We start from the raw sequence: 26,763 nt of genomic DNA, 5'->3' as shown, positions 1-26,763 counted from the left end.
GGGTCGGCGTGGGCGTCGGGGTGGGGCTCGGGCTCGGTGAGCCCGTGGCCGAGGCACTGGGGGTCGGCGTCGGAGTCGGCGTGGATCCGCCGCCGTACGGATCGGCGATCACGGTGACCGTCCGGTCCTGCACGCCCCAGTTGTTCGCCTGGTCGCCGGGGAGCCAGATGTCGACCGTGTCGTTCTGGATCCAGGTGCCGAGGTCGGCGGCGTAGCAGGTGCCGTAGCCCGGCACGTTGAAGTAGGTGCCCCACGGGATCACCCGCGGATCGGTGGCGCAGACGCCGAGTTGGGCGTTGTAGCCGGAGGCGTCCTGGCCGGTGTTGTCGTAGGAGGTGACCATCACCGGGATCTGCGTCCCGACGGCCACGTCGCCCGCGCCGGGCGCCAGCGTTCCGTCCGCGCCGAGCCAGTAGGGGACGGAGAGGTGACCGAGCGAGGCGTCGGAGTTGCTGGTGTCGTACATCGCGACGACGTCGTAGTACGCGTTCTGGCACGGCGAGGTGTCGGTGACCGTCAGCGGGCCGGTCTGGCCCCAGTAGCTGATGTAGCCGACGTCCACGCCGTCGCGCCACACCTTGTAGGCCACGGCGTTGGGCACCGGGTTGACGGTGATGGTGACCTGTCCGTTCGCCAGGGTGCCGGAGATGGTTGGCGCGGCCGGCCGGGTGGAGAAGTCGACGGCCGGAGCGGTCTGCAGCGGCGGCACCCACGGCGTCACACTGCGCGCGGGCGGCGTGATCCCGGCCGCCCAGAAGGGACAGGCGGGCAGCGCGCTCGCCGCCCCGGCCTGCGGACGGGCGGCCGCGGCGTCGGCCGAGGCGCGTGATCCGAGGAGCAGGGCGATGACGGCGACGGCAGCCATGGCCATCGCTGCGAACGACAACCGCGTGCGTCCGCGGTTCGGAGTCATGGTCGTGCTCCCTTCCGGGCAAGGTGCGGGGGAGGAGCGGCGGGCGGGCATGGCATGTACACCCGCCGGCACTGCGGGCCAGTGAATCGGACCTTTTGAGTGGGCGTCAAGGGGTCTAGACCAATATCGTCTAGACCAATCCGGGGCTCGGCGCCACGGACGACGGCGGGCCGTGTTCGCCGTCGTGGGCGCTGATCAGGGAGACTGCCGTGGTGAACCCCGCCTGGCTCGACCTGCCCGTCCGTAGTGCCGTCCGTCCGCTGCAGCGCGCGCTGGAGCAGCGCGGGGCCGCCGTGCTGGCGGCGCCGCCCGGGACGGGCAAGACGACGCTGGTGCCGCTCGCGCTCGCCGGTCTGGTGGCCGGGCTGGTGGACGGAGGGCCGGTGCGGCGGGTGCTGGTCGCCGAGCCGCGGCGGCTCGCGGTGCGGGCCGCCGCGCGGCGGATGGCCTGGCTGCTGGGCGAACCCGTCGGCGAGCGGGTCGGGTTCACCGTGCGCGGGGAGCGGCGGGTCGGTCCGGACACCGTGGTCGAGGTGGTCACCACCGGGGTGCTGCTGCAGCGGCTGCAGCGGGACCAGGAGCTCGCCGGGGTCGACCTCGTCCTGCTGGACGAGTGCCACGAGCGGCACCTGGACGCGGACACCGCGCTGGCCTTCCTGCTCGACGCCCGGGCCGCGCTGCGCCCCGAGCTCCAGCTCGTCTGCGCCTCCGCGACCTCCGACACCGCCGCCTGGTCCCGGCTGCTCGGTGGCGAAGCGGGCAGTGAGGAGCCCGGCGACGGGCCCGCGCCCGTCGTCGAGGCGCACGGCATCCAGCACCCCGTCGAGGTGGTCTGGTCGCCGCCGCCCCGACCCGTCCGGCCGCCGCAGGGTCTGCGGACGGACCCGGCCCTGTTGGAGCACGTCGCAGCGACCTTGCGGCGCGCCCTGCGCGAGCGCGAGGGCGACGTGCTGTGCTTCCTCCCCGGTGCGGGCGAGATCGGCCGGGTGGCCGGACTGCTCGGCGGCCTGCGGGACTCCGTCGACGTCCTGCAGCTGCACGGGCGCGCCGACCGGGCCGTGCAGGACGCGGCGCTCGCCGCGGGCCCGCGACGCCGGGTGGTGCTCGCGACCTCCGTCGCCGAGTCCTCGCTGACCGTGCCCGGGGTGCGCAGCGTCGTGGACTGCGGGCTGTCGCGCGAGCCCCGCACCGACCACGCCCGGGGACTGGCCGGGCTGGTCACCGTGCGGTCCTCGCGGGCGACCGGCCGGCAGCGCGCCGGACGCGCGGGCCGGGAGGCGCCCGGCGCGGTCTACCGCTGCTGGGCCGAGGCCGAGGACGCGCTGGCCCGCGCGCTGCCCGCGCCGGAGATCATGCAGGCCGACCTCACGTCCTTCGCCCTGCAGGTGGCCTGTTGGGGCGCACCGGGCGGACACGGCCTCGTCCTGCCCGACGCGCCGCCGGCCGGGGCGCTGGCCGCCGCGACGACGACGCTGACCGCCCTGGGCGCGCTCGACGCCGAAGGCCGGGCCACCGGCCGCGGCACCCGCATCGCCCGCACCGGCCTGCATCCGCGGCTCGGCCGCGCGCTGCTCGACGGGGCGCCGCTCGTCGGCGAGCGCCAGGCGGCGGAGCTGGTGGCGCTGCTCTCCGAGGAGCCGCCGCGGGGGCTCGGCGACGACCTGGCCGCCGTCCGGCGCGCGGTGCGGCAGGGCGCCGACCCGTACGCGGCGTACGCCGCGCGTTGGCGGGACGAGGTCCGGCGGTTGCGTCGGCACCCGGACGCCGAGGACCCGCCGCAGCGGGTCGGCGACGCCGAAGCCGCCGGACTGGTCGTGGGGCTGGCCTTCCCCGAGCGGATCGCCAGGGCGCGCGGCCCGAAGCCGGAGCCCGGCGCCGCGGCCGTCTATCTGATGGCCTCCGGGACCGCCGCGGAGACGGGGGCCGGTTCCGCGCTCTCCGGCGCGGAGTGGATCGCCGTGGCCGTCGCCGACCGCCCCGCCGGATCCCCTTCGGCCCGCGTCCAGTTGGGCGCCGTGACCGACGAGGCCACCGCCCGGCGCTGTGCGGCACCGCTGCTGACGGACCGTGAGGAAGTGCGCTGGGCCGTGCCCCCGGGTTCGCGCCGCGGCGACGTGGCGGCACGCCGCGTCGAGTCGCTCGGCGCCGTCGAGTTGGCGGCCAGGCCGCTGGGCGCGCCGGACCGGGCGCTGCTGCGGGCGGCCCTGTGGGAGGGGCTGGCCGCCGAGGGCGTCGGCGAGCTGCTGACCTGGTCGGCCGAGGCCACCGGGCTGCGGCAGCGGCTAGCCTTCCTGCACCGCGTGCTCGGCGATCCATGGCCGGCGGTCGACGACCGCTCGCTGCTGGAGCGGGCCGAGGACTGGCTGGAGCCCGAACTGTCCCGTGCCGCACGGCGGGCCGACCTGGAGCGCATCCCCACCACGACCGCCCTGACCCGGCTGCTGCCCTGGGCCTCCGGCGCGGCCGGACGCCTCGACGAGCTGGCCCCCGAGCGGATCACCGTCCCCACCGGCTCGCGGATCCGCGTCGACTACTCCGCCGACCAGCCCGTGCTGGCCGTCAAGCTCCAGGAGCTGTTCGGCTGGCAGGCCGCGCCCCGACTCGCCGACGGGCGCGTCCCGCTGACGATCCATCTGCTCTCCCCGGCGGGACGCCCGGCCGCGGTCACGGCCGATCTGGCCTCCTTCTGGCGCGAGGGCTACCGCGCCGTCCGCGCGGACCTCCGCGGCCGCTACCCCCGCCACCCCTGGCCGGAGGACCCCACCGTCGCCGAACCCACCCGCCGCGCGAACCCGCGCCGTTGACCTGCCGAGCCGGTTGCGTACAGAGCCGCTGACCTGCCGAGCCGCTACGGGGTGCGGAAGCCCCGGAAGGTCACCGGCTTGCGGGTCTCGAAGCCGAGCCGCTCGTACAGGGCGATCGCGCCGGTGTTCGTCTCGGCCACGTGCAGGAACGGGCGCTCGCCCCGGGCCACGGCGCGGGCGACGAGCGCGGTGACCAGGAGGGCGGCGTGGCCCCGGCCGCGTGCCTCGGGCGCGGTGCAGACGGCGCTGATCTCCGTCCAGCCCGGCGGGCGCAGTCGCTGGCCGGCCATGGCCACGAGCGCGCCGTCGGCGTCGCGGATGCCGAGGTAGGTGCCGAGCTCGTGGGTGCGCGGCCAGAACGGGCCGGGCCGGGCTTTGGCGACCAGGTCGAGCATCTCGGGAACGTTCGACGCGCCCAGCTCGACCGCCTGGGCGGGGAGGGGCGACGGCGCGGGACGCGACCAGACGAGCTGACGGCCCTCCAGGGTGAACACCGGCTCCCAGTCCTTGGGGGGCGTCGCCGGGCTGCTGAACAGGTCGGCGAACGCACCCGGCCCGAGCAGCTTCGCGAGGTCGTGCCAGTCCTGTTCGTCCGCGTCGGCGGGCAGCGCGGAGAAGGTGGCCACCTCGGGCTGGTAGGTGGCGACCCGGCCCAGCCGACGGGCGAGGTGGGCGTGGCGACCGCGCAGCGACGCGCCCACCGGATCGTCGAGCACGGCGTCGTCGGGAACAGCCTCGTCGGGATCGGCGGTGTCGGGCACGGTGTCGTCGCGGTTCATGCCGCGGCCCCGCCCGCCGACGCGCCGACCGCCCCGCCGACCCGGCCACGCGCCACGTCGACCAGGGGCGCGACGAGCTCCTCGCGCCCGGCCTGCCAGCGGGCAAGGACGGGGATCCGCCCGGAGGGATCCAGACCGGGGTCGATGCGGACCAGGTCGCCGGCGGCGAGTTCGGCGCGGACGGCGGTGCGCGGCAGCAGGGCGATGCCGCGGCCGAGGGTGACCATGCGGCGCAGCGCGGCGAGGGAGCCGGTGGTCATGCCGACCCGGGTGTCGCAGGTCAGCGCGCGCCCGTAGCGGCGGTAGAGGAGTTCCGAGGTGCAGCCGCGCTCGACCACCAGGAACTCCGCGGCGAAGAGGTCCGCCGCGCTCGGGCTGTCGATTTTCGCGAGGGGGTGTTCCGGCGCTGCGACGAGGACGAACTGTTCCTCGTCCACCGCCGTGTACGGCGTGTCCGGGATCGTGCCGTTGTCGTAGACGAAGACCAGGTCGAGCCGGTCCGCCGCGAGGTCGCCGAGCAGCTGCTCGCGCGGGGCGACGGTGAGGAGCAACTCCCGACGGCAGCCTGAGTTCTGGTAGGCCGTCAGCACCTGCGCCAGCCACTCGTCCGCGAGCGACTCCAGGGCGCCGACCCGCAGCCGCGGGGTGGCCTTGCGGACGGCGTGGCGCATCCGCTCGGCGAGCTCGGTGGCCTGCAGCGCGTAGGGCAGCAGGCGCTTGCCCGCGTCCGTCAGTTGCGCGCCGGTGCTGGTGCGGCGCAGCAGTTGCGCGCCCAACTCGTCCTCCAGGCGCCGCACCTGCATGCTCAGGGTGGACTGGGCGTAGCCCAAGCGGTCGGCGGCGGCGCTGATTCCGCCGGTCTCGGCGACCGCGGTGAACGCCGTGAGATAGCGCAGATCCATGCCCCGGAGTCTGTCACGGCCTCGGACGACGGGGGTATCGGATTCTCCGATGGCGCCATCGGAATTCCGGCCTGGCGACCCGCTCGGCGCCCGGATCAGGATGCGGCCATGACTACCGCACTCTCCCTTTCCGAGGCTTCGGCCCGGCAGCGTACGGGCACGAAGTTCGCCGGCGTGGCCGCAGGAAACTTCATGATCGCCATGGACGCCACCATCCTCAACGTGGCGCTGCCCGACATGCGCCACGACCTCCACGCCTCCGCCGCCTCGCTGCCGTGGACCGTCGACGCCTACACGGTCACACTCGCCGGTCTCGTGCTCGCCGTCGGCTCGGTCGCCGACCGCTGGGGGCCGCGCCGGGTCTACCAGGCGGCGCTCGCGCTGTTCGCGGTCTTCTCGGTCCTGTGCGCCGCGGCCCCGAACGCGGGCGTGCTGATCGCCGGGCGCGCCCTGCTCGGCGTGCCGGCGGCCGGGCTGGTGCCCGCCTCGATGGCGTTGCTCGCCGCGCTCCACCCGGAGACCCGGGTCCGGCAGCAGAAGATCGGCACGCTGGTGGCCGTCACCGGCCTCGGCATCGCCGCCGGGCCGGTCCTCGGCGGCGCGCTCGTGGCGGCCGGTGGCTGGCGCTGGGTCTTCCTCGTGAACCCGGTCATCGCGGTCCTGGCGCTGCTCGTCTCCGGCGGGCTCAGCGCGCACCGGGCCGGCGCCGCCAAGCCCCTGGACCTGCCCGGTCTGCTGCTCTCCGTCGTCGGCCTGGTCGCCCTCACCTACGGCCTGATCAACGGCGGCGACGACGGCTGGGGCCACCCGACACCGGTCGTCGCCCTCGCCGTCGCGCTGACCGCCGTCGTGGCGCTGTTCCTCGTGGAGCGCCGGGCCGAGGCCCCGATGCTGCCCGCCGCGCTGCTGCGGCTGGGCCGGGTGCGGGTGGACCTCGTCGTCGCGGTGGTGTCGCAGCTGGTCTACTACGGCATCCTCTACACGCTGACGCAGTGGATGGTCGGCACCCGCGCCCTGTCCGCGTTCGAGGCCGGGCTGCTCTTCCTGCCGATGACGGTCCCGGTCGCGTTCGTCCCGATGCTCACCGGCCGTCTGGTGGTCCGGTTCGGCGCCCGCCCGGTGATGTTCGCGGGCTTCGTGCTCGACCTGCTCGGCGGCGCCGTGCTGCTCGTCGGCCCCACCTCGCTGTGGACGGTCTTCGCCGTCGAGCTGCTGATCGGCGCGGGCTCCCCGCTCGCCATCCCCGCCTGCATCGCTGACATGTCCGCGGCGACGCCGCTGGAGTACTCCGCCACCGGACAGGGAGCCCTGAACGCGGCGCGCATGTCCGGTACGGCCCTCGGGGTGGCGGTCTTCGGCACCCTGGCCTCACTCGCCGCCGGTGGCCTGGTCCTGGTGGTCGTGACGGCTCTGGCCCTCGCCGTTCTCGGGCTGGCCAGACGTGGACGAACGAACGGTGCATGAGGCGGCCGTGCCGGGACATCTTGGCGGGTGTCCATGTCGGGCTGCCTTGACATGATGTCCCGATATGTGCGCAGGATGAAGAACAGTTAAGCGGTTGCACATGTCAATCGAGTGCTGCTGTGCCTCCCCGGAAGAAAGCCCTGTCTGCACCATGAACACCCCTGCCGAGACCCTGACGACCGCCGTCGGCGCCGTCCCCGTCGTCTTCCCTGACGAGGTGGTCGACTGAGGAGGCGCCCATGTCCACGGTCATCGACAACGCCCCCTATACGGCGTTCCACCGCCGCCTCGCCTTCGCCTGCTCCGGCGGACCGCTGCTGGACGGATACATCCTCAGCGTCGTCGGCGTCGCCCTGATCGGCATGCAGCCGCAGCTGAAGCTCAGCACCGGCGCGGTGAGCCTGATCGGCGCCGCCGCGCTGCTGGGGATGTTCCTCGGCGGAGCGGTCTTCGGCGTCCTGACGGACAAGATCGGCCGGGAGGTGATGTACACCGCCGACCTGCTGGTCATGACCGCCTGCTCGATCGCCTCCTTCTGGGTCACCGACGTGTGGGCGATCGTCGCCCTGCGCCTGGTCCTCGGCATGGCCGTCGCCGCCGACTACCCGATCGCCACCTCGCTGCTGGCGGAGTGGCTGCCGGTCAAGCAGCGCGGCCGCCTGCTCGGGCAGCAGATCATCGCCTGGTACGCGGGCTCGGTGCTGGCCTACGTGGTCGGCTACGTCTCCATCCAGCTGGGCGGCGAGGGCAGTTGGCGCTGGCTGCTGGCCAGCCCCGCCGTGCTGTGCGCGTTCTTCATGGTGATCCGCCGCGGTTCGCCGGAGTCCCCGCTGTGGCTGGCCCGCAACGGCCGCGGCGACGAGGCCGTCGAACTGGTGCGCCGTCACCTCGACGCGGACGTCACCGTCGACGAGCTGCTGGCCGGCGAGCCGGCCGAGAGCGAGCGCATGGACGCGGGCTCGCTGCGGGTGCTGTTCAGTGCGCGCTACCGCCGCCGCACGCTCTTCTGCGGCCTGTTCTTCCTGTGCCAGGTCGCGCCGCTGTTCGCGATGCTGACCTTCGGCCCGGCCATCCTCGGCGCCTTCGGCCTGCCGGGCGGGACCGTGATGGACACCCTCGGCACCGGCCTGATCAGCCTGGTCTTCCTGATCGGCTGCTACCCGGCGCTGCGCGCCATCGACACCCGCGGCCGTCGCCCGGTGATCATCTGGTCCTTCGCGCTGATGATCGTCCCGCTGATGTTCCTCGGCGTCTGGCCGACCGCTCCCTCGCTGCTGGCCCTGGCCGCGCTCTGCGCCTACGCCTTCCTGTGCGGCGGTCCGAACGTGCTCGACTGGACCTACCCCAACGAGCTGTTCCCCACCTCGGTCCGCGCCACGGCCGTGGGCTTCGCCACCTCGGTCAGCCGCGTCGGCGCGGCCGTCGGCACCTACCTGCTGCCCATGTCCCTGACCGGCCTCGGCATCGGCCCGACCATGCTGATGGCCGCCGGCCTGACCGCCGTCGGCCTCCTCGTCAGCGCCCTCTGGGCGGAGGAGACCCGCGGCGTCGGCCTCCAACAGGCCGCCGCGGACGCCCCCGCCGAGCGTGCGCGCGAGCGCACGGCGGAGCGGAAGCCCGTCCGCGTCTGACGGCACCGTCGGACACCACAGGGGCCTCGTCCGGGGCCGGGGCGTGCAGGCCACAGCCCGTACGTCTCCAGCCCCGGCCTCGGACGACCGAGGCCGCGCGGGTTCTCCGCCCCGTCCTGCGGCAGCGCGGCCACCGGCCACGCGGACCGGCGGGGGCGCGCGCTTCGCGTCCGTCCCGCGGCAGCGCGGTGGAGGCTCGGGTCAGCGCCGGTCGGCCGACAGCGCGGCGGCCTTGCGGAGCAGCACCGCGCGTTCGCGCGCGTTGCCGCAGAGGCGGGCGGCGAGTTCGAGTTCGGTGCGGGCCTCGGTGGTGCGGCCGAGGCGGGTCAGCAGTTCCCCGCGGACGGTCGGCAGCAGGTGCGAGCCCGACAGGCGGCCGGTGACCGCCAGGTCGTCGACCAGGTCGAGCCCCGCCTGCGGCCCCTGCGCCATGGCGACCGCGACGGCGCGGTTCAGCTCCACCACGGGCGAGGGCGCGACCCGGCCCAGCGCCTCGTACAGCAGCACGATCCGGTCCCAGTCGGTCTCGGTCACCGAGGGAGCGACCGCGTGGCAGGCCGCGATCGCCGCCTGCAGTCCATACGGGCCGAGGCCGCGGCCCGCCGCGGAGCCCCGGCCGAGCGCGGCCAGGCCGCGCCGGATCGCCGAGTGGTCCCAGCGCCGCCGGTCCTGGTCCTCCAGCAGCACCGGCTCGCCGTCCGGCCCGGTCCGCGCCGGAAAGCGCGCGGCGGTGAGCTCGCACAGCGCGAGCAGCCCGTGCACCTCCGGCTCGTCCGGCAGCAGCGCGGCCAGCATGCGGGCCAGCCGGATCGCCTCGTACGCCAGGTCGGTCCGCAGCAGCACGTCGCCGGACGTCGCCGTGGACCCCTCCGTGAAGATCACGTACAGCACGCTCAGCACGCCGCCGAGCCGCTCCCGGCGCTCCTCGGCCGGTGGCAGCTCGAACGGCACCCCCGCCGCGGCGATCGTCTTCTTGGCCCGGGTGATCCGGGCCTGGACCGTCGGCACGGGCACCAGGAACGCCCGCGCGATCTCCTCGCTCGAGAGCCCGCCCACCGCACGCAGCGTCAGGGCGACCCGCGCCTCCGGGGCGAGCACCGGGTGGCAGGCGATGAAGATCAGCGCGAGGACGTCGTCCTCGACGCGGTCCGGGTCCCACGGCGGTTCGTCCGCCCGCTCGGGCGGTTCGACCGCGCCGGAGCTCGCTCCGCCCTCGGCGAGCCGGCGCCCCAGCAGCGCGTAGCGCTCGTCGCGGGCCGAGCGGCGCCGGAAGGCGTCGATCGCCCGACGTCGCCCGGTCGCCAGCAGCCAGCCGACCGGGTTCGCCGGCTCCCCGTCGCGCGCCCAGCCCACCAGCGCCTCCGCGAGCGCCTCCTGGGCGACGTCCTCGGCGAGCTCGAAGTCCCCGGTGTAGCGGGCCAGCGCGCCCACGATCCGGGCGGAGTCGATCCGCCAGACGGCCTCGACGGCCCGCCGCGCCGCCTCGGCGCCGCTGGGATCGGCAGTGGCGGGCGAGCGACCGTCGGCGGACTGCGGCATCAGAGCTGGCCCGTCCGCTCACGCCAGGCGCGCTCCTTGACGATCCACTCGTTGTCCTGCGGGAACTCCTCGATGCCCGGGACGCGGCGGATCTCGGCCTTCGAGCCGGGGATCGCGGGCATCCGCTTGGCCCACTCCACGGCCTCCTCCTTCGACGCGACGTCGATCAGGTAGAAGCCGCCGAAGAGCTCCTTCGTCTCCCCGTAGGGGCCGTCGGTGACGACCGGCTTCTCCCCGCTGTAGTCGACGACGACGCCCTGCCCCGGGTCGTCCAGCCCCTCGGCGGCGACCAGCACGCCGGCCTTGATCAGCTCCTCGTTGAAGCGGCCCACGGTCTCCAGCATCTGGTCGAACGGAGTCGACATCATCGTCGCGAGGGACTCGTCGGTGTTCCGCATGATCAGCATGTACTTCGCCATCTCGGTCTCCTGCTGTGCTGAAGGTCGCCTTTCGACCTTCTCTACCGCAGGTCGAACGGCGGCGCAGCGGATCGACACGGGCGACGAAGATTTTTCTGGGGGTCGCAGGGGTGCGGGGGAGCGCCCGGCCGTTGCCTTGTCGTCAAATCTGATGGATAGTCAGATGTTCTTGCGGCGCAGCACACTCCGTCACAGCCAGGAGGACCCTCCGTGGAATTCGGCATCTTCGTCAACGGGTTCATCCCCGGCCCGGCCGCGCACGACCGGGCCTCGGAGCATCTCGCGCTCCGCCGCGAGATGGAGATCGCCATCAAGGCGGACCGGCACAACTGGAAGTACGTCTGGTTCGGGGAGCATCACTCGCTCACCGAGTACAGTCACATGTCCGCGCCCGAGGTCGTGATGGGCTACGTCGCGGCCCGCACCGAGCGGATCCATCTCGGCACCGGCATCAACTCGCTCTCTCCGCGCAAGGAGCACCCGGTCCGCTTCGCCGAGCGCGCGGCCATGCTGGACCACATCACCGAGGGCCGCTTCGAGTGGGGCACCGGCCGCGGCGCGGGCTCGCACGAGCTGAAGTCCTTCAACATCATGGACACCAACTCCACCAAGGCCGAGTGGGACGAGGTCTCCCGCGAGATCGTGCGGATGTGGGAGCAGTACGACTACTCCTTCGAGGGGCAGCACTTCACCGTGCCGACCCCGCACAACATCCTGCCCAAGCCCTACGGCCACTCCCACCCGCCGATCTGGATGGCCTGCGGCAACCCGCCCTCCTTCGCCAAGGCGGGCTCGCTCGGCATCGGTGCGATCGCCTTCAACTTCGAGCCGATCTACAACCTGAAGGGCCGGATCGAGGCCTACAAGGAGGCGGCCGAGAACCCCGTCGAGATCCTCGGCGACTACCAGAACAACAACGTGATGATGACCAACGCCGTGGTCTGCCTCAACGACCGCAAGCGGGCCCGGGAGATCGCGCTCTCGGCGGGCAACGCCTACATCGTGACGCTGGTCAACCTCTACCACGACACCATGCCGAAGTCGGCCGACGGCATCACCTGGCCGGAGCCGCCGATCAACCTCGGCGCGTTCGGCGGCGAGGAACTGCTCGACGAGCTGATCGCGGGCGGCTACCTGCTCTGCGGCACCCCGGACGAGGTCTGCGAGCAGGTCGAGGCCTACCAGCGGGTCGGCTGCGACCAGTTGGTCTTCGGGCTGGCGGGCGGCATGAACTTCGAGGAGCACCTGGAGATGCTGGAGCTCTTCGGCGACCGGGTCATCCCCGAGTTCGACCGCAGCCCGGAGATCTCCACCGCCGTCTACCGCCGCAACGCGGGCGCCCCCAAGTACCCGCCGTACAACAGCCCGGTCGACCCGGACCTCAAGCACACCGTGCTGCCGCTGAGCGCGATCCTGCCGGTGCCGGACTGACGGGACGGACGTCGTGGCGTGCCGCGTGGCAGGATCGAGGGGTGAGCCGCCCCACCCCGCCCGCGGACGCCGCAACGAACCTCGCGCGTCCCTACGGGACCGAGGCGATTTTCCGCGACGACTCCGGCAACTGGTTCTCGTTCACACAGCGGCGTGCGGGGCCGGACTTGGACAAGGACTGGGCCTGACGGGGCTCCGACGCCGGCTCGGACAGCCACCACTTCATGAACGCGGTGGGTAGTCGGACCGGCTGGTGGTTCGGGATTTCGTTCGCTTTCATGGGCCCAAGCCTGGTGTGGTGTCCAGGGGTGTGGGGGAGTAGCGCGGGGGCGGCGAAACCTGGCGAATCGCGCAGGTGCTCTAGCTTCCCCCCGTGCCTCCCCCCCCTTCTGTCCGCTTCTGTGCCCCGCCGTGGGCTTCACTCCCGGCCGGCTGTCGGCCCCGCTGGCGGCTTCGCTCAGGCGAACTCAGGAGCGGCCGGGGCGGGGGCCGGACCGTCGAGCGCGCCGCGGCGCTCCGGCATGCGCAGGCTGACCATCCGGAACCAGCCGCCGGCGCGCTCCCACGCGTACATCCCGTGGATGCCGGCGGTGATCGCCGCCGTCTTGGCCTTCGGCCAGCGCAGGATCTCCGCCATCCGCCCCATCACCGCGAGGCTGACATCACGGTAGACGCGGATCTCCGCCGCCGCGCTCGCGTCGAGCAGGTCCTTGATCTCGCGGCCGTGGCCCGCTGCGGCGAGGCGCAGCAGTTCCTCGTGGCAGTAGGCGAGGTGGTTGTCCTCGTCACGGCAGATCATCTTGACCGCCTTGCCGATGCCCTGGTCGTCACCGAAGTAGCGGACCAGCAGCCGCATCTGCTCCGACGCGCGCTGCTCGGTCACCCGGCTGTGCGCGAGGTAGGCGACCACGTCGTGCTCGTCGAGCGGAGCGTCGGCGGTCAGCTTGCGGTGGGACAGGCCGATGCCCTGGCGCTCCAGGATCATCGTGTAATCGGCCTCCGGCGGCACCGGGACGGGGGTGAGACCGCGCTTGTGCAGCAGCGCGCTGAAGATCCGCCCGTGCTTGTCCTCGTCGGCCCCGTGCCGAGCCACGCGCGGGGCCAGGTAGTCCAGGCTGTCGGGAAGCAGTGCCGCGATGCGGCCGTTCTCCCAACCCCCCTGCGCCTCGCCACTCGCCGCGATCGAGCAGAAGAGCCGGAACGCCTCGTCGTCGTCCAGGATCTCCCGGAACACGCTCTTCGCCGTCAGCACATCCTCACCTCATCCGGACGCCCACGCCTTCGTCCCAGCCTTGGTCAGGCCGTGGCCTGCCACAACCGAGGCGGGGCCGCCCGGGTGAAGTGCTGCTTGTCGGTCTACCCCTGGGCCGTGGCCCGGCTGTTCCAGGCCTGCTCCAGGGCGGAGGCGAAGGCGGCCGGGGGCTGGGCGCCGGAGACGCCGAGGCGGCGGTCGAAGACGTAGAAGGGGACGCCGGTCGCGCCCAGCTCGGCGGCCGTGGCCTCGTCCTCGCGGACGGCCTCGGCGTAGGCGGTGGGGTCGGCCAGGACCGCGGCGGCGCGCTGCTCGTCGAGGCCCGCCTCGACCGCGAGGGCGAGCAGGCGGCCGGGGGCGAAGGGAGACGTCTCGCCGTCGAAGTTCTCCCGGTAGAGGAGGTCGAGCAGCTCCGTCTGGCGGCCCTGCTCCTCCGCGAGGTGCAGCAGCCGGTGCATGTCGAAGCTGTTCGCCACGTCCCGCTCCGCGCCGCGGTAGGGCAGGCCCTCGCCGTGGGCGTGGGAGGCGATCCGCTCCTCGGCCTGGCGGGCCTGGTCGACGGTGATGCCGTACTTGGCCGCGATGGCGGGCAGGACGGGGCGCGGCTCGGTCGAGGCCTCGGGGTCGAGCTCGAAGGAGCGGTGGACCACCTCGACCTCGTCGCGGTGCGGGAACCCGGCCAGCGCCTTCTCGAAGCGGGCCTTGCCGATGTAGCACCACGGGCAGTTGATGTCGCCCCAGATCTCGACGCGCACGGTCTTGCTCCTTCTTCTTCGTGCTGTGCTCACTCCCCAGATTACATGAAGTACTCAACAGTTCTTGAAGTGAACTTATTGCGCGTCCCAAGGATCACCGAACTGGTGGGCGTCGTAGCGTCCACCTCGCCGCCGAAACGAGGAGGCCACAAGCAGGTCGACGACCCGTTGTGAGCCTGACCTCCGCACCAGCTCGGCGTTGCCATCACTCCGGCTGGGGCGTGAGGCGGTGGAGGCCCTTGCGGTCGTAGTAGAAGGTCATGCCGAAGCCGAAGAGGAGGGCGGCGGCCCAGGCGATGGCGATCATGATCCAGGCGCGGGTGAGGCCGGCGTCGGCGCGGGCGTCGAAGTAGAGGATGGCGCGGACGCCGTCGCTGAGCTGGCGCATCGGTTCGAAGACGGAGAGGAAGCGGTAGAAGCCCGGGAGGGCCTGCAGGGGGACGGTGGCGCCGGAGGAGGGCAGGGCGAGGGCGATGAAGACGAACATCGCGACCAGTTGTCCGAAGCCGCCGAAGGCCGCGTTGATCGCCTGGACGCCCAGGCCCACCGCCAGGCTCGCGCAGTAGGAGAAGATCCAGAGCAGGGGCAGGTGCGAGGCGTCCATGCCGAGGATGGCGATGGTGGCGACCATGACCAGTGTCGTGGTGAGGATGACGATGAACGAGGTCATCGTCATCTTCAGCAGCAGCGTCTGGGTCCGGTTGATAGGGACGGTCGGGCGGCGGGTGTGCCAGGGGCCGAGCTCGGAGTCGGCGTAGCCGAGCGCGGTGTCGACGCCGTTGTGGATGATGTTGGCGCCGATGAAGCCGGTGAGGACCAGCAGCAGGGTGTAGTAGAAGGCGCTGAGCCCCAGGCCGCTGTGCGCGCCGATGGGGTGGCCCTGCTGGGTGGTCACCGTGACGGGGTCGCTCAGCAGGGTCTGCGTGGTCGCGTTCGCGCCCTGACCGGCCGCCGCCTGGGCGAGGCCCTTGCCGATGGTGAGCGAGGCCTGATGGGCGGCGCCCTGGGAGATCTGTGAGGCCAGCGACGAGCCGAGGCTGCCCATCCCGGGGTTGGTCAGGACCGTCAGGGTCGGGCGGGTGGTCGCCCGCGACGAGGCGAGCGCCTCGATGGAGGCGGTGAAGTCCTTGGGCACGACCAGCGCGCCGTAGATCTTGCCGGTGGCGAGCTGGTCCTGTGCCTGCGCGGCGGTCAGCGGGCGCCACTGGACGGTCGTGCCCGGGGTCTGCGCCGGGATGGCTGCGGTGATCTGCGTGCCCAGGTTCTGCGGTTGCCCGGGCGGGGGCGCTCCCTGGTCCTCGTTGACCAGGCCGATCGGCAGTCGGTGCAGGTTGCCGTTGGGGTTGATGATGCCGCCCATGTAGAGCAGCGAGAGGACGAGCGCGACCAGCGCGCACAGGATCGTCGGGATCAGCCACAGCTTGGCGCGCCGTACCAGCGTGGTCGCACGGGCACCGCGCGCGGGCGGCCTGGGGGAGCTAGCGGTGGCCATGGCGCCCATGATCTCCGCGCGCCGCAGCTTGCGGCGGTACCGCACCGCCGGGAGCACCCGGATGGACGCGGATGGACCAGGGCGGACCCAGATGGACTCATCGTCGAAATATGTTGCCGAAAATTGCAGTAAGAATTTCCACGCGCTTATTGACGCCGTCATCAACGCCGCGAGATGGTCTCGTACGCGACGGGCGGTCACAGCTGGGGACAGGTCGTGGCCGGCCGTCGCAACCCCCACCCCCTGGCTCCCCCACGGGCCGTGCGCAAGGAGAGCTCCCCATGAAGCGCATCCCCACGCAGCGCATCACATCGAGACGTCCGTCGAGGCGGCAGGCCCGCTGGGTCGGCGTCGGCGCGCTGCTCGCCGGCGCGGTGCTGCCGCTGACGCTGCAGGCCGCGCCGGCGCGGGCCGCCGCCGGACCCGACGGCGGCGACGTCATCGCCAACCTCTTCGAGTGGAACTGGTCCTCCGTCGGCAGCGAGTGCACCAACGTGCTCGGCCCCAAGGGTTACGGCGCGGTCGAGGTCGCCCCGCCCGAGGACTCCATCCGGCTCTCCGGCTCCCACCCGTGGTGGGAGGTCTACCAGCCGATCGGCTACGACCTCAACAGCCGCATGGGCAACGCCGCACAGTTCGCCGCCATGGTGACGACCTGTCACAACGCGGGCGTCAAGGTCTATGCCGACGCCGTGCTCAACCACATGGCGGGCAACAACAACACCAGCACCGACTCCTACGGCGGCGACAGCTTCAACTCCTCGACGGAGACCTACTCCCAGCCCGGCTACACCAGCGCGGACTTCCACACCTCGCCCGCGAACTGTCCCAACTCCGACCTGTCGATCACGGACTGGAACAACCAGGCGCAGGTGCAGGAGTGCGACCTGTCCAGCCTGGAGGACCTCTACACCGAGACCTCCCACGTCCGGCAGACGGAGGCGGGCTACCTCAACAGCCTCGTCGCCGACGGCGTGGACGGCTTCCGGATGGACGCGGCCAAGCACATCAACGCGAGCGACATGGCCGCGATCCTCTCCCAGGTCAACAACACCACCTGGACCGGCTCACGCCCCTACGTCTACCAGGAGGTGATCCCGGGCAGCACCAACAGCGCGCTGCAGCCGGCCGCCTTCGAGTCCAACGGCAGCGTCATCGAGTTCACCTACGCGCAGGACCTGAAGACGCAGTTCACCGGGAACATCGCCAACCTCAAGACCTTCGGCCAGAGCTGGGGCCTGGAGCCGCCGTCCGCGTCGACGTCCATGGTCACCAACCACGACACCGAGCGCAACGGCAGCACGCTCAACTACAAGTCCGGCGCGAACTACATCCTGGCCAACCTCTTCGAGCTGGCCTGGGGTTACGACGTGCCGCAGGTCTACGCCAGCTTCGACTGGACCAACAGCGACGACTCGCCGCCGGCCGACGCCAACGGGTTCGTCAGCAACACCGACTGCTCCAACGGCTGGTTCTGCACCGACCGTAACCAGGGCGTGGGCAACATGGTCGGCTGGCACAACGCCGTCGCCGGGCAGTCGGTCGCCAACTGGTACGACGACGGCACCAACTTCATCTCGTTCAGCCGCGGCAACCGGGGCTGGATCGGGATCAACAACGAGAGCAGTGCCAAGACCGTGACGGTCGAGACGGGCCTGCCGGCCGGTAACTACTGCGACGTGATCCACGGCAACCTGACCCCGTCGACGGGCGCGTGCACGGGCTCGACCGTCTCGGTGGCCACGAACGGGACCGCGACCGTCACCGTCCCGGCGATGGACGCCGTGGCGCTCTACCTGCCCTCGGCGGCCTCGGGAACGGTCGGGGAGAGCTTCGGCGTCAGCGAGACCACGAGCTGGGGCCAGAACGTCTACCTGGTCGGCTCGATCCCGGCGCTGGGCAGCTGGAACACCGCCCAGGCCATCCCGCTCTCCTCCTCCGGCTACCCGGTCTGGAGCGGCACGGTCACTCTCCCGGCGAACACCTATGTCGAGTACAAGTACATCATCAAGAACTCGGACGGCTCGATCACCTGGGAGCCGGGCAACAACCACTCCGTCACCACCGGCGGATCCGGCAACGGTTCGCTCAACGACACCTGGTAGCAGCTAGCCTGCGGGGTATGGAGCGACCCACCCTGCACGGAACGTCCGTCACCCTGCGTCCCGCCGGGGTGGCGGACGTTCCCGCGCTCACGGCGATCCGGGCGACCCCGGAGGTCCGCCTCTGGTGGCGCGGCGGCGAGGCCCTCGCGGACCTCGCCGCCGAGATCACGGCGGATCTGGCCGACGAGTCGACCCCCACCCTCGTCATCGAGCACGAAGGCCGCGTGGTGGGTGCGATCCAGTGGCACGCCGAGGAGGAACCCGACTACCGGCACGCCGGCATCGACGTCTACCTCGACCCCTCCGCCCACGGCCACGGCCTCGGCACCGACGCGGTCCGCACCCTCGCCCGCCACCTCGTCACCGACCTCGGCCACCACCGCCTCACCATCGACCCGGCCGCCGACAACGCCGCCGCCATCCGCTGCTACGAGAAGGTCGGCTTCCGCCGCGTCGGCATCCTCCGCCGCTACGAACGCGGCGCTGACGGGACCTGGCACGACTGCCTGCTCATGGACCTGCTGGCGGAGGAGCTGAGCTAGCGCGATGGAGGTGGCGGAGGTTCTGGGCGTCTACGCCGGTCTCGCGGAGGCGGGCGTGGTGGTCTGGGTGGACGGCGGCTGGTGCGTCGACGCGCTCACCGGCACGGGCGTCCTCGTGGAACGGACGGTGCGGTGCGTCGCGCCGGAGTGGATGTTCCGGTTCAAGACCGCCTACCCGCCCGCCGAGAAGGACTTGTGGGACGTACGCGCACTCGCCGAGCAGTACGGATCCGAGATCCCGGCGACTCACCGGGGAGCAGAGCCGTGAGGGTGCGGAACGAGGCCGAGGTGGGGGAATTGCTGCACCGGCGGGGGTGGCGGGAGGCGTTCACGGTCGGGCAGATGGTGGACAACTGGGCCTGGCTCGTCGCGCAGGTGGAACTCGGATACGAGGACGACGTCAACGAGTACACCAACGACCTCTCCTGCCGGAACTGGCTGCACGAGGCCTGGCTGCTGCTCGACGACGTCACCGTCCTGCGCTGGACCGAGACCGTCAAAGCCCTCGACACCCGCTTCCGAGCCGCCACCCTCGAGGACGACGGCCTCGCTCTCGGCTGGTACCACCGCATCCCGTCCCCGGAGCTGTGGTGGTGGCGCCGCCACCCCAAGCACCTCGTGGGCGAGTTGGCCAGGCACCTGAGCCGGGCCGGGGTCGTCGTGTCCACCGACTAGTGGCTCGTCTCGCATGCTCGGCGAGACGGCGCAGGATCTCACGGCTCGGCTCGCTCTGCGACGTACCGGGTGGCCGCGTCCACGAAGTCGTTGTGGGCGGCCCGTGCCGCCTCCTGCGCCGTGTTGAGAGCGTCGAAGTCGCTGGTGTCCCGGATGTCGTAGGCCGCCTGCACCATCGCTTTCGCGGCGGCGTGGACCTGGGAGTCGGGGATGAGAGCCTGCAGCACGGTCATGGGTTGGGTGAGGGCGGAGCGGATGACATGGGACTCCTGCCGCAAGTCCTCCTGCCGGGCACGACTGGCCTGGCTGAGGCGAGCTTGCCCACGCCTGCGCATGATGCGGCGGTAATCGGCTCCCACAGCCGCGAGTTGAGCGATCGCCTCCAGCCGGTCGCGACGTAACTGCGCTGCCGCCGCCACCCGCTCGGCGCGGCCGGAGGCCATGTGCTGGAACACACCGGTCACGATCGACCCCGACAGGGTTCCGAGAACCGCGATGATGGTCGCGAGCATGACTGCCCCCAGTGATCAACTCGATTGGCGGCCCCTCGCGATGGGACCTCGGTGCATTATCAGGCCGCGGCGGTCTCCTCGGGCTCGACCAGGAGGCAGAGCGGGATCTGGTCATCCTCAGAGCGCCTCGGATCGAAGTCAAGAGTGTGGGATCAAATGTTCTGAAGTGATCGGGCCATTGACACCTGATCGTTCGCGTCCATAGATTCGCTGGGCCGCCCGCCTGCGAGGAGCCGCCCGCCATGCCCGCGACACCACCGTTCCCCCTGCCCGACGAGGACCGGACGCTCAGCCCGCACACCGGCTGGACCCGCGCGCACTGGGAGGCGGTCGCCGACGGCTTGCTGCTCGCTGCGCTGTGCCACGAGACGTCGCGGTCCGGGGCCGACTTCGTGGTGCTGGTGCGCTGGCCCGACGGTACGTCACAGCGGGCCGTGCTGCGGGCCGACGGCTGCGTCACCGAGGGGGAGGGGCGCCGGTGAGACTCGCCTTCTCCACCCTGGGCCTGCCCGGCTACCCGCTCTCCGAGGCGTTGCGCCTCGCCGACCGGCACGGCTGGGAGGGTCTGGAACTGCGCTGCGCCCCCGGCGAGTCGATCCACCCCACCCTGGACCCGGACCAACGCCGCTCGTTCGCCCGGGACCTGGAGCACGCCGGGATCGTCCCGCTCTGTCTCGCGGGCTACGTCGGCGTGGCCGAGCCCGGTGACGACGCGGCGGTGGTGGGCCGCCTGCGCGAGGAACTCCAACTGGCCGCGGACCTCGGCGCCGCTCACCTGCGCGTCTTCCCACGCGGCGGCGACACCCCGGCCCCCGAGGTCGACGCCCGCGCCGCGCGCCGCCTCACGGCTGCCGCCGAGACCGCGGAGCGCGTCGGCGTGCGCCTCGTCGTGGAGACCCACGACTCCCACCGCGGCGGCGCGGAGGTGGCACGCCTGCTCGCCCTCGTCGACCACCCCGCGGTCGGCGCTATCTGGGACCTCCTCCACACGTGCCTTGCCGGCGAGACCCCCCACCAGACCCGCACGGCGCTCGGCTCCCGCCTCGCTTACACCCAGGTCAAGGACGTCGCCTCCCACCACGACCTCACCCCGTTGCCCCTCGGGACGGGCGTCCTCCCGATCGCCGACTGCGTGGGGGAGTTGGACACGGACGCCTGGGTGTCGTGGGAGTACGAAGCCCCGTGGTACCCCCAGGCGGCCCCCCTGCCGGGGCTGTTGGGGCCGGGCTCTGAGTACCTGCGGCCGCTGAGGTAGCTGCACTCCGCCCAGGGGCGCGGGCTGTGCCGGGGGTGCCCCCTGGAGCCGTTCTCGCGCCTACCCGGCGGAGCCGCATATCGGCACAGCCCCGCACCCCTGGCGTGCTGCAACCTCCCGGGTGCCTAGCGCTGCCCTCCGCAGGAGGTACGGATCATGAGGTCCGGGAGGAGCTCGATGTGGTGCACCGGAAGGGACTTGCCGGGCGGCGCGCTCCGGCGCAACAACAGCTCCATCGCCGCGCGGCCGACGGCCTGCTTCGGTGGGGCGACAGCCGTGAGCGGGGGGTCGGCGAGGGCGGCGACCACGTCGTCGTAGGAGATCACTGCCAGGTCCTCGGGGATGCGCAGGCCGCGTGAGCGCAGCAGCGGGGCCAACTGGAGGGCGTCCTGGTCGTTGTGGACCAGCACCGCGTGGACGCCCGTGGCGACGGCCTCGGTGAGGCGGGTCGCGACGGCGTCGAGGTCGCGGGTGACCGGGTCGAGGCCGAGTACGGGGTGTGGGGTGAACCCCAACAGCGGTGCGGCCTCCGCGTACGCGGCGCGGACCTCGTGCGCGGTCCAGCTGTCCGCGCGGGCGGCCAGCAGGACGGACTCGTGGCCGAGCGCAGCGAGATGCCGGAGCGTGGTCAGGACGCCCTGGCGGTGGTCGGAGCCGACGGCGTCGAGGCGGGAGAGCGGGCTGGAGATCGGCGCCCGGCGTTCCACCAGGACGGTCGGCAGCGGGAGCTCGCTGATCCAGTCCGTGCCGCCCGGGTCCGCCGCGCCGGTCTCCGGCGTCCAGGTGGGGGTGAGCAGCAGGCCGTCCGCGCCGGAGCGGATCAGCTGCTCGACCTGGGCGCGGTCGTTGTCGGGCCGGTAGCCGGAGACACCGAGGACCAGTCGCGCGCCCACCTCGTCCGCCGCGGCTCGCGCGCCCGCGATCACCTCGTCGAAGTACAGGCCCACCGCGGGGACGAGCATCCCGACGACGATGCTGCGCCCGTCGGGGCCGACGGCCGGCGCGGTGTCGGGCAGCGAGACGGCGCCGTGCGAGCGCCGCAGCGCGCCCTCCTCCGCCAGCGCGGCGACGTCACGGCGGACGGTGACGGGGGCCAGGCCGATCTCGGCGGCGAGGTCCACGACCCGCACGGTGCCCTGGGCCCGCACGACCTCCAGGATGCGGGCGCGGCGCTGGTCGGCCGTCAGGGTCATGGTTGCCTCCAGAGGCAGGGCCGGGGCGCGGCTGAGAGGCTGCTGGAGGCCCGTCCACTGCTCGGATCAATGTGTATCATTCGATCGGCATCCGATCGAGGGCCTCGACGGACCCGCTCGGGACGGGCTCAGAAGCCCTCCGGTGCCGGATCGGTCGGGCCGAGATCGGCCGCCTCGCGCAGCTCCAGCCGGCGGCCGGGGCTGTGCAGCTCCAGGACGGTGATCTCGTTGCGTCCGGCCCGCCACAGCGGCGCGGGGGCGTAGAGGGTGACCTGCGGGCCCGCCTCCCAGTAGCGGCCGAGCGCGAAGCCGTTGAGCCAGACCATGCCCTTGGTCCAGCCCGGCAGCGCCAGGAAGCCGTCGGCGGGCGGTTCCCCGCCCAGATCGAGCTCGAAGCGGTGGAAGGACGGTCCGGCCCCGCAACCCTCCCCGAACGGCAGCTCGGGCAGCGGATCCAACGGCAGCGGCCGGATCTCCCAGCCGAACTGGTACTGCCGCTCCAGCCGCACCCCGCCGGTGATGCCCTTGCGATCGGCCAGCTGCGGGCCGTAGTTGACCCGGCCCTGGTTCTCCACCAGCAGGTCCAGCCGCGCCCCGGCCGCCGGCACGGCCAGCGTGACCGCGCCGAGCGGCTCGTTGCGGTGCAGCGTGCCGAGCTCCCGGCCGTCGAGGAAGACCTGGGCACGGTCGGCCAGCCCGTCGACCCGCAGCTCCGCCTTGGCCAACGGGCCGCGCAGGCGCGTGCGGTAGAGGATCAGCCCGGTGGACTGGCCCAGCGCCTCCATCGGCTCGGGTTCGAGCCGCTCCGTGCCCGTGCCGAGCAGGTCGAGGCAGTCGAAGAGCGCGACGCGGCCCGTCAGCTCCTCGATCCGGCGCGGCGCGAGTCGGGCGGGCTCGGGCGGCAGCGGATACGGGACAGGCCCGGTGTGACGCTCGATCACCTCGCGGAAGGCGTGGAACTTCTCGCTCAGCTCGCCCGCCTCGCCGACCGGTGCGTCGTAGTCGTAGCTCGTCGTGATCGGCAGGTAGCGGCCGTCGTAGCAGTTGGCGCCGTTCCACCAGCCGAAGTTGGTGCCGCCGTGGCCCATGTAGAGGTTCACCGAGGCTCCGGCGGCCAGCAGCGTGTCCAGCACCTGTGCGGCCTCCGCCGCGTCCCGTACCCGGTGCGGCTCACCCCAGCTGTCGAACCAGGCGTGCCAGTACTCCATGCAGACCAGCGGACCGGTCGGCTGGTGCCGGCGCAGGCAGGCCAGCGCCTCCTCCGGACGCGAGCCGAAGGTGCCGGTGGTCAGCACGCCCGGTACCCGGCCGCCGAGTTGGAACCAGTCCTCGGCACCGTCGGCCGTGCAGAGCAGGCAGGTGACGCCGCGCCGGAGCATCCCGGCGCGCAGGTGCTCCAGGTACGCGGTGTCGTTGCCGTAGCTGCCGTACTCGTTCTCCACCGCCATCGCCACGATCGGGCCGCCTGCCTCGGCCTGAAGCGGCGTCAGCTGCGGCAGCAGCGCGTCGAACCAGGCGTCGGCGGCGGTCAGGTAGGCCGCGTCGGAGCGGCGCAGCCGCACGGCCGGGTCGGCGAGCAGCCAGGCGGGCAGGCCGCCCGCCTCCCACTCGGCGCAGATGTACGGGCCCGGTCGCACGATCACGTCGAGCCCCAACTCGCCCGCCAGCCGTACGAAACCGGCGATGTCCTGCCGTCCGGAGAAGTCGTGTCGGCCGCGCTCACGCTCGTGGACGTTCCACGCGACGTACGTCTCCACCGTGTTGACGCCCATCGCGCGCAACCGTTCCAGCCGGTCGCGCCAGAGCTCCGGGAGGATGCGGAAGTAGTGGACGGCGGCGGAGACGATCCGGTGCGGACGCCCGTCGCGCAGGAAGCCGTCGTCGGTGGTGGTGAGGAACATGGTTATCCGATCCCGGCCAGGTGGGTGCGGTGACGTTCGACGACGGTGCGGACCGTCTCCTCGCCCGGGGCGTCCCAGATCCGCTGGTTGAAGATCTCCACCTCGGTCCAGCCCCGATGACCCGCCTCGGCCACCAGGCGGGCGAGGCGCGGGATGTCGATGTGCCCGTCGCCGATGTGTCCGCGCCCGAGCAGCGCGTCGGCGGGCAGCGGCAGCAGCCAGTCGCAGACCTGGAAGGCGTGGAGCATCCCCGCCGCCCCGGCGCGGGCGATCTGGCGCTCCAACTCCGGGTCCCACCACACGTGGTAGGTGTCGACGCAGACGCCCGTGCCGTGCCCGGCGGCCTCGGCGAGGTCCAGCGCCTGGCCGAGCGTGGAGACGACGGCGCGGTCGGCGCAGAACATCGGGTGCAGCGGCTCGATGGCGAGCCGGACGCCGTGCGCCTCCGCGTACGGGGCGAGCGCGGCGATGCCGTCCGCGACGGTCCGGCGCGCGGCCGGAAGGTCACGACTGCCCGCCGGGAGCCCGCCGCAGACCAGCACCAGGGTGTCCGTGCCGAGCGCCGCGGCCTCGTCGACGGCGCGACGGTTGTCCTCGGCGGCGCCCGGCTCGGCGAAGAACCCGCCCCGGCACAGGCTGGTGACGGTCAGTCCGGCCTCGCGGACCAACCGTGCCGCGTTGGCGAGCCCGGCCTCGGCGACGCGGTCGCGCCAGAGACCGATGCCGCCGATGCCGGCGTCCACGCAGCCCGCGACGGTCTCGGCGAGCGTCCACCGCTTGGTGGTCGCGGTGTTGAGGGAGAGCCCCTTGAGGTCGCTCACTGACGGAACCCCCGCTCCGCGAGGACCGCGCGCATCCGGGCGGTGGCCAGGTCCAGGTCCGGCAGCGCGCCGGCCTCCGCGGCGAGCACGAAGAGGCGGCCCAGGTGTGGCAGTTCGCGGTGGTCCTGGGCTCCACCGACCATGGTGAAGTGGTCCTGGTTCCCGGCCAGATGGGCGAGCAGCACCACACCCGTCTTGTAGTGCCGCGTCGGCGCCGAGAAGAGGTGCCGGGCCAGCGGCAGAGTCGGCTCCAGGACGGCGCGGTAGCCGTCCGCGTCGCCCCGGTCCAGCGCGGCCAGCGCCGCCGCCGCGTGGCGGGCGAGCGGGTCGAACACCCCGAGCAGGGCGTGGCTGAAGCCGCGCTCGTCGCCGAGGATCAACTCGGGGTAGTGGAAGTCGTCCCCGGTGTAGAGGCGGACGCCGTCCGGCAGCGCGCGGCGCAGGGCGATCTCGCGGCCCGCGTCCAGCAGCGAGACCTTGATGCCGTCGACCTTGTCCGCGTGGTCGCGGATGATCGCCAGCACGGCGTCCGCGGCGGCGTCGAGGTCGTCCGCACCCCAGTAGCCGGCCAGCGCCGGGTCGAACATGTCGCCGAGCCAGTGCAGGATGACGGGCTGCGCGGCCTGCGCCAGCAGGCGCCCGTAGACCTCGGCGTAGTCCTCCGGGCCGGAGGCGGTCGCGGCCAGCGCCCGGCTCGCCATCAGGATCACCTGCGCCCCGGCGTTCTCCACGACCTCCAACTGCTCCTCGTAGGCGGCGAGGATGGCCTTGAGGGTGTGCGTCGCGCCCGGGTCGAGCTGGTCGGTACCCGCGCCGCAGGCCAGCCGCCCCCCGACGGCGTGGGCCGCACCGCCGCTGCGGGCGATCAGCTCACGGGTGGCGGGCCAGTCCAGACCCATGCCGCGCTGGGCGGTGTCCATCGCGTCGGCGACGCCGAGACCGAGGGACCACAGGTGGTGACGGAACGCCAGCGTGGCGTCCCAGTCGACGGCGGCGGGCAGACCGGGCCCGTTCGGGCGGGTCGGGTCGGCGACGACGTGGGCCGCCGCGAAGACCGTGCGGGAGCGCGCGGGTGAGGCCGTGTCAGGCAGGGCGGGGAGGGAGGCGGCGTCCGGCAGCCGGTAGGCGGCCGCGCCGTCGGGCAGGGGCAGGAGGATCGAGGACACGGCGGGCTCCTACAGGGTCAGCTCGGGCACGGAGACGCGGCGGCCCTCGGCGGCGGACTGCAGCGCCAGTTCGGCCAGTTGCACGCCGCGCGCGCCGGAGAGCAGGTCGTACGGGAACGGCTCGTCGGCGACGACGTGGGCGAGGAACTGCTCCCACTGCACCTTGAAGCCGTTGTCGAACGCGCCGTTGTCCGGCACCTGCTGCCACTGCGCTCGGAACGGCTCCGTCGCGGGCAGGTCCGGGTTCCACACGGGCTTGGGGGTCCCGGCCCGGTGCTGGACACGGCAGTTGCGCAGCCCGGCGACGGCGCTGCCCTCGGTGCCGTCCACCTGGAACTCGACCAGCTCGTCGCGGTCGACGCGGACCGCCCAGGAGGAGTTGATCTGCGCGATCACGCCGCCGTCCAGCTCGAAGACGCCGTAGGCGGCGTCGTCCGCGGTGGCGGGGTAGGCGCGGCCCTGCTCGTCCCAGCGCTCCGGGATGTGCGTGACGGCCTGCGCGTAGACGGAGCGGACCGGCGCGAAGAGCCGCTCCAGCACGTAGTGCCAGTGCGGGAACATGTCCAGCACGATGCCGCCGCCGTCCTGGGCGCGGTAGTTCCATGAGGGGCGCTGCGCGGACTGCCAGTCGCCCTCGAAGACCCAGTAGCCGAACTCGCCGCGCACGGAGAGGATCCGGCCGAAGAAGCCGCCGTCGATCAGGCGCTTCAGCTTGAGCAGACCCGGCAGGAAGAGCTTGTCCTGCACCACGCCGTTCTTGACCCCGGCCTCGCGGGCGAGCCGCGCCAGCTCCAGGGACTCGGGCACGGACTCGGCGATCGGCTTCTCGCTGTAGACGTGCTTGCCGGCCGCGATGGCGGCGCGCAGCGCCTTGCCACGGACCTGGGTGAGCTGGGCGTCGAAGTAGATCTCGTTGGCCGGGTCGGCGAGCGCGGCGTCCAGGTCGGTCGTCCAGGCGGTGAGGCCGTGGCGCTCGGCGATGGCGCGCAGCTTGTCCTCGTTGCGGCCGACCAGCACGGGCTCGGGCCAGACGACGGTGCCGTCCGGCAACGGGAGGCCGCCCTGCTCGCGCAGCGCGAGGATCGAGCGGACCAGGTGCTGGCGGTAGCCCATGCGGCCGGTGACACCGTTCATGACGATGCCGATGGACCTGCGGTTCATGCGGGGAGTCCTTCACGGGAGGCGATGGAAAGCGCTTTCCAGGCGTTTCCC

At 72.7% G+C, this 26,763-nt stretch carries 25 protein-coding genes; 10 read left to right on the top strand and 15 right to left on the bottom strand.

Features of this window, described 5'->3' with window-relative positions; translation table 11 throughout:
• On the bottom strand, nt 1–913 hold a 913-nt coding region (locus DN069_RS23970; RefSeq protein WP_207892246.1), incomplete at its 3' end, for a 3D domain-containing protein.
• Between the two features lie 212 nt (nt 914–1,125).
• On the opposite strand from DN069_RS23970, the gene hrpB reads away from it, so the two are divergent.
• Complete coding sequence (hrpB, locus tag DN069_RS23965; protein ID WP_111504133.1) at nt 1,126–3,717, top strand: ATP-dependent helicase HrpB; 2,592 nt, start codon at nt 1,126–1,128, stop codon at nt 3,715–3,717.
• A gap of 44 nt (nt 3,718–3,761) precedes the next feature.
• Here the strand turns inward: hrpB and DN069_RS23960 are convergent, their stop codons facing one another.
• Both DN069_RS23960 and DN069_RS23955 read right to left on the bottom strand, forming a co-directional pair.
• A complete protein-coding gene (locus DN069_RS23960; RefSeq protein WP_111504113.1) occupies nt 3,762–4,496 on the bottom strand; it encodes a GNAT family N-acetyltransferase in 735 nt (244 codons plus the stop codon).
• Nucleotides 4,493–5,398, bottom strand: a complete 906-nt coding sequence (locus DN069_RS23955; RefSeq protein WP_111504111.1) for a LysR family transcriptional regulator — start codon at nt 5,396–5,398, stop codon at nt 4,493–4,495. The genes DN069_RS23960 and DN069_RS23955 overlap by 4 nt, the downstream gene beginning before the upstream one ends.
• 108 nt (nt 5,399–5,506) lie before the next feature.
• Between DN069_RS23955 and DN069_RS23950 the strand changes: the two genes are divergently transcribed.
• Nucleotides 5,507–6,862, top strand: a complete 1,356-nt coding sequence (locus DN069_RS23950) for an MFS transporter (RefSeq protein ID WP_111504109.1) — start codon at nt 5,507–5,509, stop codon at nt 6,860–6,862.
• Between the two features lie 239 nt (nt 6,863–7,101).
• Complete coding sequence (locus tag DN069_RS23945) at nt 7,102–8,493, top strand: MFS transporter (protein WP_111504106.1); 1,392 nt, start codon at nt 7,102–7,104, stop codon at nt 8,491–8,493.
• Between the two features lie 201 nt (nt 8,494–8,694).
• Here DN069_RS23945 and DN069_RS23940 read toward each other — a convergent pair whose 3' ends face one another.
• On the bottom strand, nt 8,695–10,032 hold the full coding sequence (locus tag DN069_RS23940; RefSeq protein WP_111504104.1) for an RNA polymerase sigma factor: 1,338 nt from the start codon (nt 10,030–10,032) through the stop codon (nt 8,695–8,697).
• Nucleotides 10,032–10,451 carry a YciI family protein gene (locus tag DN069_RS23935; RefSeq protein ID WP_111504102.1) on the bottom strand — a complete coding sequence of 140 codons (420 nt, stop codon included), beginning with the start codon at nt 10,449–10,451 and terminating at the stop codon, nt 10,032–10,034. Before DN069_RS23935 ends, DN069_RS23940 begins: the two co-directional genes overlap by 1 nt.
• A 210-nt stretch (nt 10,452–10,661) precedes the next feature.
• On the opposite strand from DN069_RS23935, the gene DN069_RS23930 reads away from it, so the two are divergent.
• Nucleotides 10,662–11,882: an LLM class flavin-dependent oxidoreductase gene (locus DN069_RS23930; protein ID WP_111504100.1), complete on the top strand. Its 1,221-nt coding sequence runs from the start codon at nt 10,662–10,664 to the stop codon at nt 11,880–11,882.
• Between the two features lie 91 nt (nt 11,883–11,973).
• On the opposite strand, the gene DN069_RS42910 is transcribed toward DN069_RS23930, so the two are convergent.
• The 4 genes from DN069_RS42910 to DN069_RS23910 form a co-directional block, all read right to left on the bottom strand.
• Nucleotides 11,974–12,162, bottom strand: coding sequence for a hypothetical protein (locus DN069_RS42910; protein WP_165845617.1), 189 nt, complete (start codon nt 12,160–12,162; stop codon nt 11,974–11,976).
• A gap of 177 nt (nt 12,163–12,339) precedes the next feature.
• Entirely contained in the window at nt 12,340–13,134 is a 795-nt protein-coding gene (locus DN069_RS23920; protein WP_111504098.1) for a ferritin-like domain-containing protein, read from the bottom strand.
• Nucleotides 13,135–13,238: 104 nt separating this feature from the next.
• Nucleotides 13,239–13,889, bottom strand: a complete 651-nt coding sequence (locus DN069_RS23915) for a DsbA family oxidoreductase (RefSeq protein ID WP_111504096.1) — start codon at nt 13,887–13,889, stop codon at nt 13,239–13,241.
• Between the two features lie 205 nt (nt 13,890–14,094).
• Complete coding sequence (locus tag DN069_RS23910; RefSeq protein ID WP_111504131.1) at nt 14,095–15,381, bottom strand: YhgE/Pip domain-containing protein; 1,287 nt, start codon at nt 15,379–15,381, stop codon at nt 14,095–14,097.
• Between the two features lie 281 nt (nt 15,382–15,662).
• Here DN069_RS23910 and DN069_RS23905 point away from each other — a divergent pair, with 281 nt between their 5' ends.
• From DN069_RS23905 to DN069_RS23890, 4 genes are read left to right on the top strand one after another with little or no spacing between them, the layout of a single operon-like run.
• Complete coding sequence (locus DN069_RS23905) at nt 15,663–17,486, top strand: carbohydrate-binding module family 20 domain-containing protein (protein WP_111504094.1); 1,824 nt, start codon at nt 15,663–15,665, stop codon at nt 17,484–17,486.
• A gap of 17 nt (nt 17,487–17,503) precedes the next feature.
• Complete coding sequence (locus DN069_RS23900; protein ID WP_111504092.1) at nt 17,504–18,028, top strand: GNAT family N-acetyltransferase; 525 nt, start codon at nt 17,504–17,506, stop codon at nt 18,026–18,028.
• 4 nt (nt 18,029–18,032) lie between these two features.
• Entirely contained in the window at nt 18,033–18,296 is a 264-nt protein-coding gene (locus DN069_RS23895; protein WP_111504090.1) for a nucleotidyltransferase domain-containing protein, read from the top strand.
• Nucleotides 18,293–18,703 carry a hypothetical protein gene (locus DN069_RS23890; RefSeq protein ID WP_243639655.1) on the top strand — a complete coding sequence of 137 codons (411 nt, stop codon included), beginning with the start codon at nt 18,293–18,295 and terminating at the stop codon, nt 18,701–18,703. Before DN069_RS23895 ends, DN069_RS23890 begins: the two co-directional genes overlap by 4 nt.
• Before the next feature lie 38 nt (nt 18,704–18,741).
• On the opposite strand, the gene DN069_RS23885 is transcribed toward DN069_RS23890, so the two are convergent.
• On the bottom strand, nt 18,742–19,215 hold the full coding sequence (locus DN069_RS23885; RefSeq protein WP_111504086.1) for a hypothetical protein: 474 nt from the start codon (nt 19,213–19,215) through the stop codon (nt 18,742–18,744).
• 242 nt (nt 19,216–19,457) lie between these two features.
• Here DN069_RS23885 and DN069_RS23880 point away from each other — a divergent pair, with 242 nt between their 5' ends.
• Together DN069_RS23880 and DN069_RS23875 are read left to right on the top strand one after the other, a co-directional pair.
• Complete coding sequence (locus DN069_RS23880; protein ID WP_111504084.1) at nt 19,458–19,697, top strand: hypothetical protein; 240 nt, start codon at nt 19,458–19,460, stop codon at nt 19,695–19,697.
• Nucleotides 19,694–20,470, top strand: coding sequence for a sugar phosphate isomerase/epimerase family protein (locus tag DN069_RS23875; protein WP_111504082.1), 777 nt, complete (start codon nt 19,694–19,696; stop codon nt 20,468–20,470). The genes DN069_RS23880 and DN069_RS23875 overlap by 4 nt, the downstream gene beginning before the upstream one ends.
• A 125-nt stretch (nt 20,471–20,595) precedes the next feature.
• Here DN069_RS23875 and DN069_RS23870 read toward each other — a convergent pair whose 3' ends face one another.
• The 5 genes from DN069_RS23870 to DN069_RS23850 all read right to left on the bottom strand — a co-directional run bounded on the left by DN069_RS23870 (nt 20,596) and on the right by DN069_RS23850 (nt 26,712).
• Nucleotides 20,596–21,663, bottom strand: a complete 1,068-nt coding sequence (locus DN069_RS23870) for a LacI family DNA-binding transcriptional regulator (RefSeq protein ID WP_111504080.1) — start codon at nt 21,661–21,663, stop codon at nt 20,596–20,598.
• A 128-nt stretch (nt 21,664–21,791) separates the two neighbouring features.
• On the bottom strand, nt 21,792–23,564 hold the full coding sequence (locus tag DN069_RS23865) for a glycoside hydrolase family 35 protein (protein WP_111504078.1): 1,773 nt from the start codon (nt 23,562–23,564) through the stop codon (nt 21,792–21,794).
• A gap of 2 nt (nt 23,565–23,566) precedes the next feature.
• Nucleotides 23,567–24,385 (bottom strand): sugar phosphate isomerase/epimerase family protein, encoded by an 819-nt coding sequence (locus DN069_RS23860; RefSeq protein WP_111504076.1) that lies wholly within the window; start codon nt 24,383–24,385, stop codon nt 23,567–23,569.
• Nucleotides 24,382–25,542 (bottom strand): dihydrodipicolinate synthase family protein, encoded by a 1,161-nt coding sequence (locus tag DN069_RS23855; protein WP_111504129.1) that lies wholly within the window; start codon nt 25,540–25,542, stop codon nt 24,382–24,384. Before DN069_RS23855 ends, DN069_RS23860 begins: the two co-directional genes overlap by 4 nt.
• An 18-nt stretch (nt 25,543–25,560) precedes the next feature.
• Complete coding sequence (locus DN069_RS23850; RefSeq protein WP_111504074.1) at nt 25,561–26,712, bottom strand: Gfo/Idh/MocA family protein; 1,152 nt, start codon at nt 26,710–26,712, stop codon at nt 25,561–25,563.
• Nucleotides 26,713–26,763: the final 51 nt, after the last annotated feature.

Origin of the sequence: Streptacidiphilus pinicola, from assembly GCF_003258295.1 — a bacterium.
In the GTDB taxonomy this organism is placed as follows: domain Bacteria; phylum Actinomycetota; class Actinomycetes; order Streptomycetales; family Streptomycetaceae; genus Streptacidiphilus; species Streptacidiphilus pinicola.
This window is presented reverse-complemented; position numbering and strand designations above follow the sequence as displayed.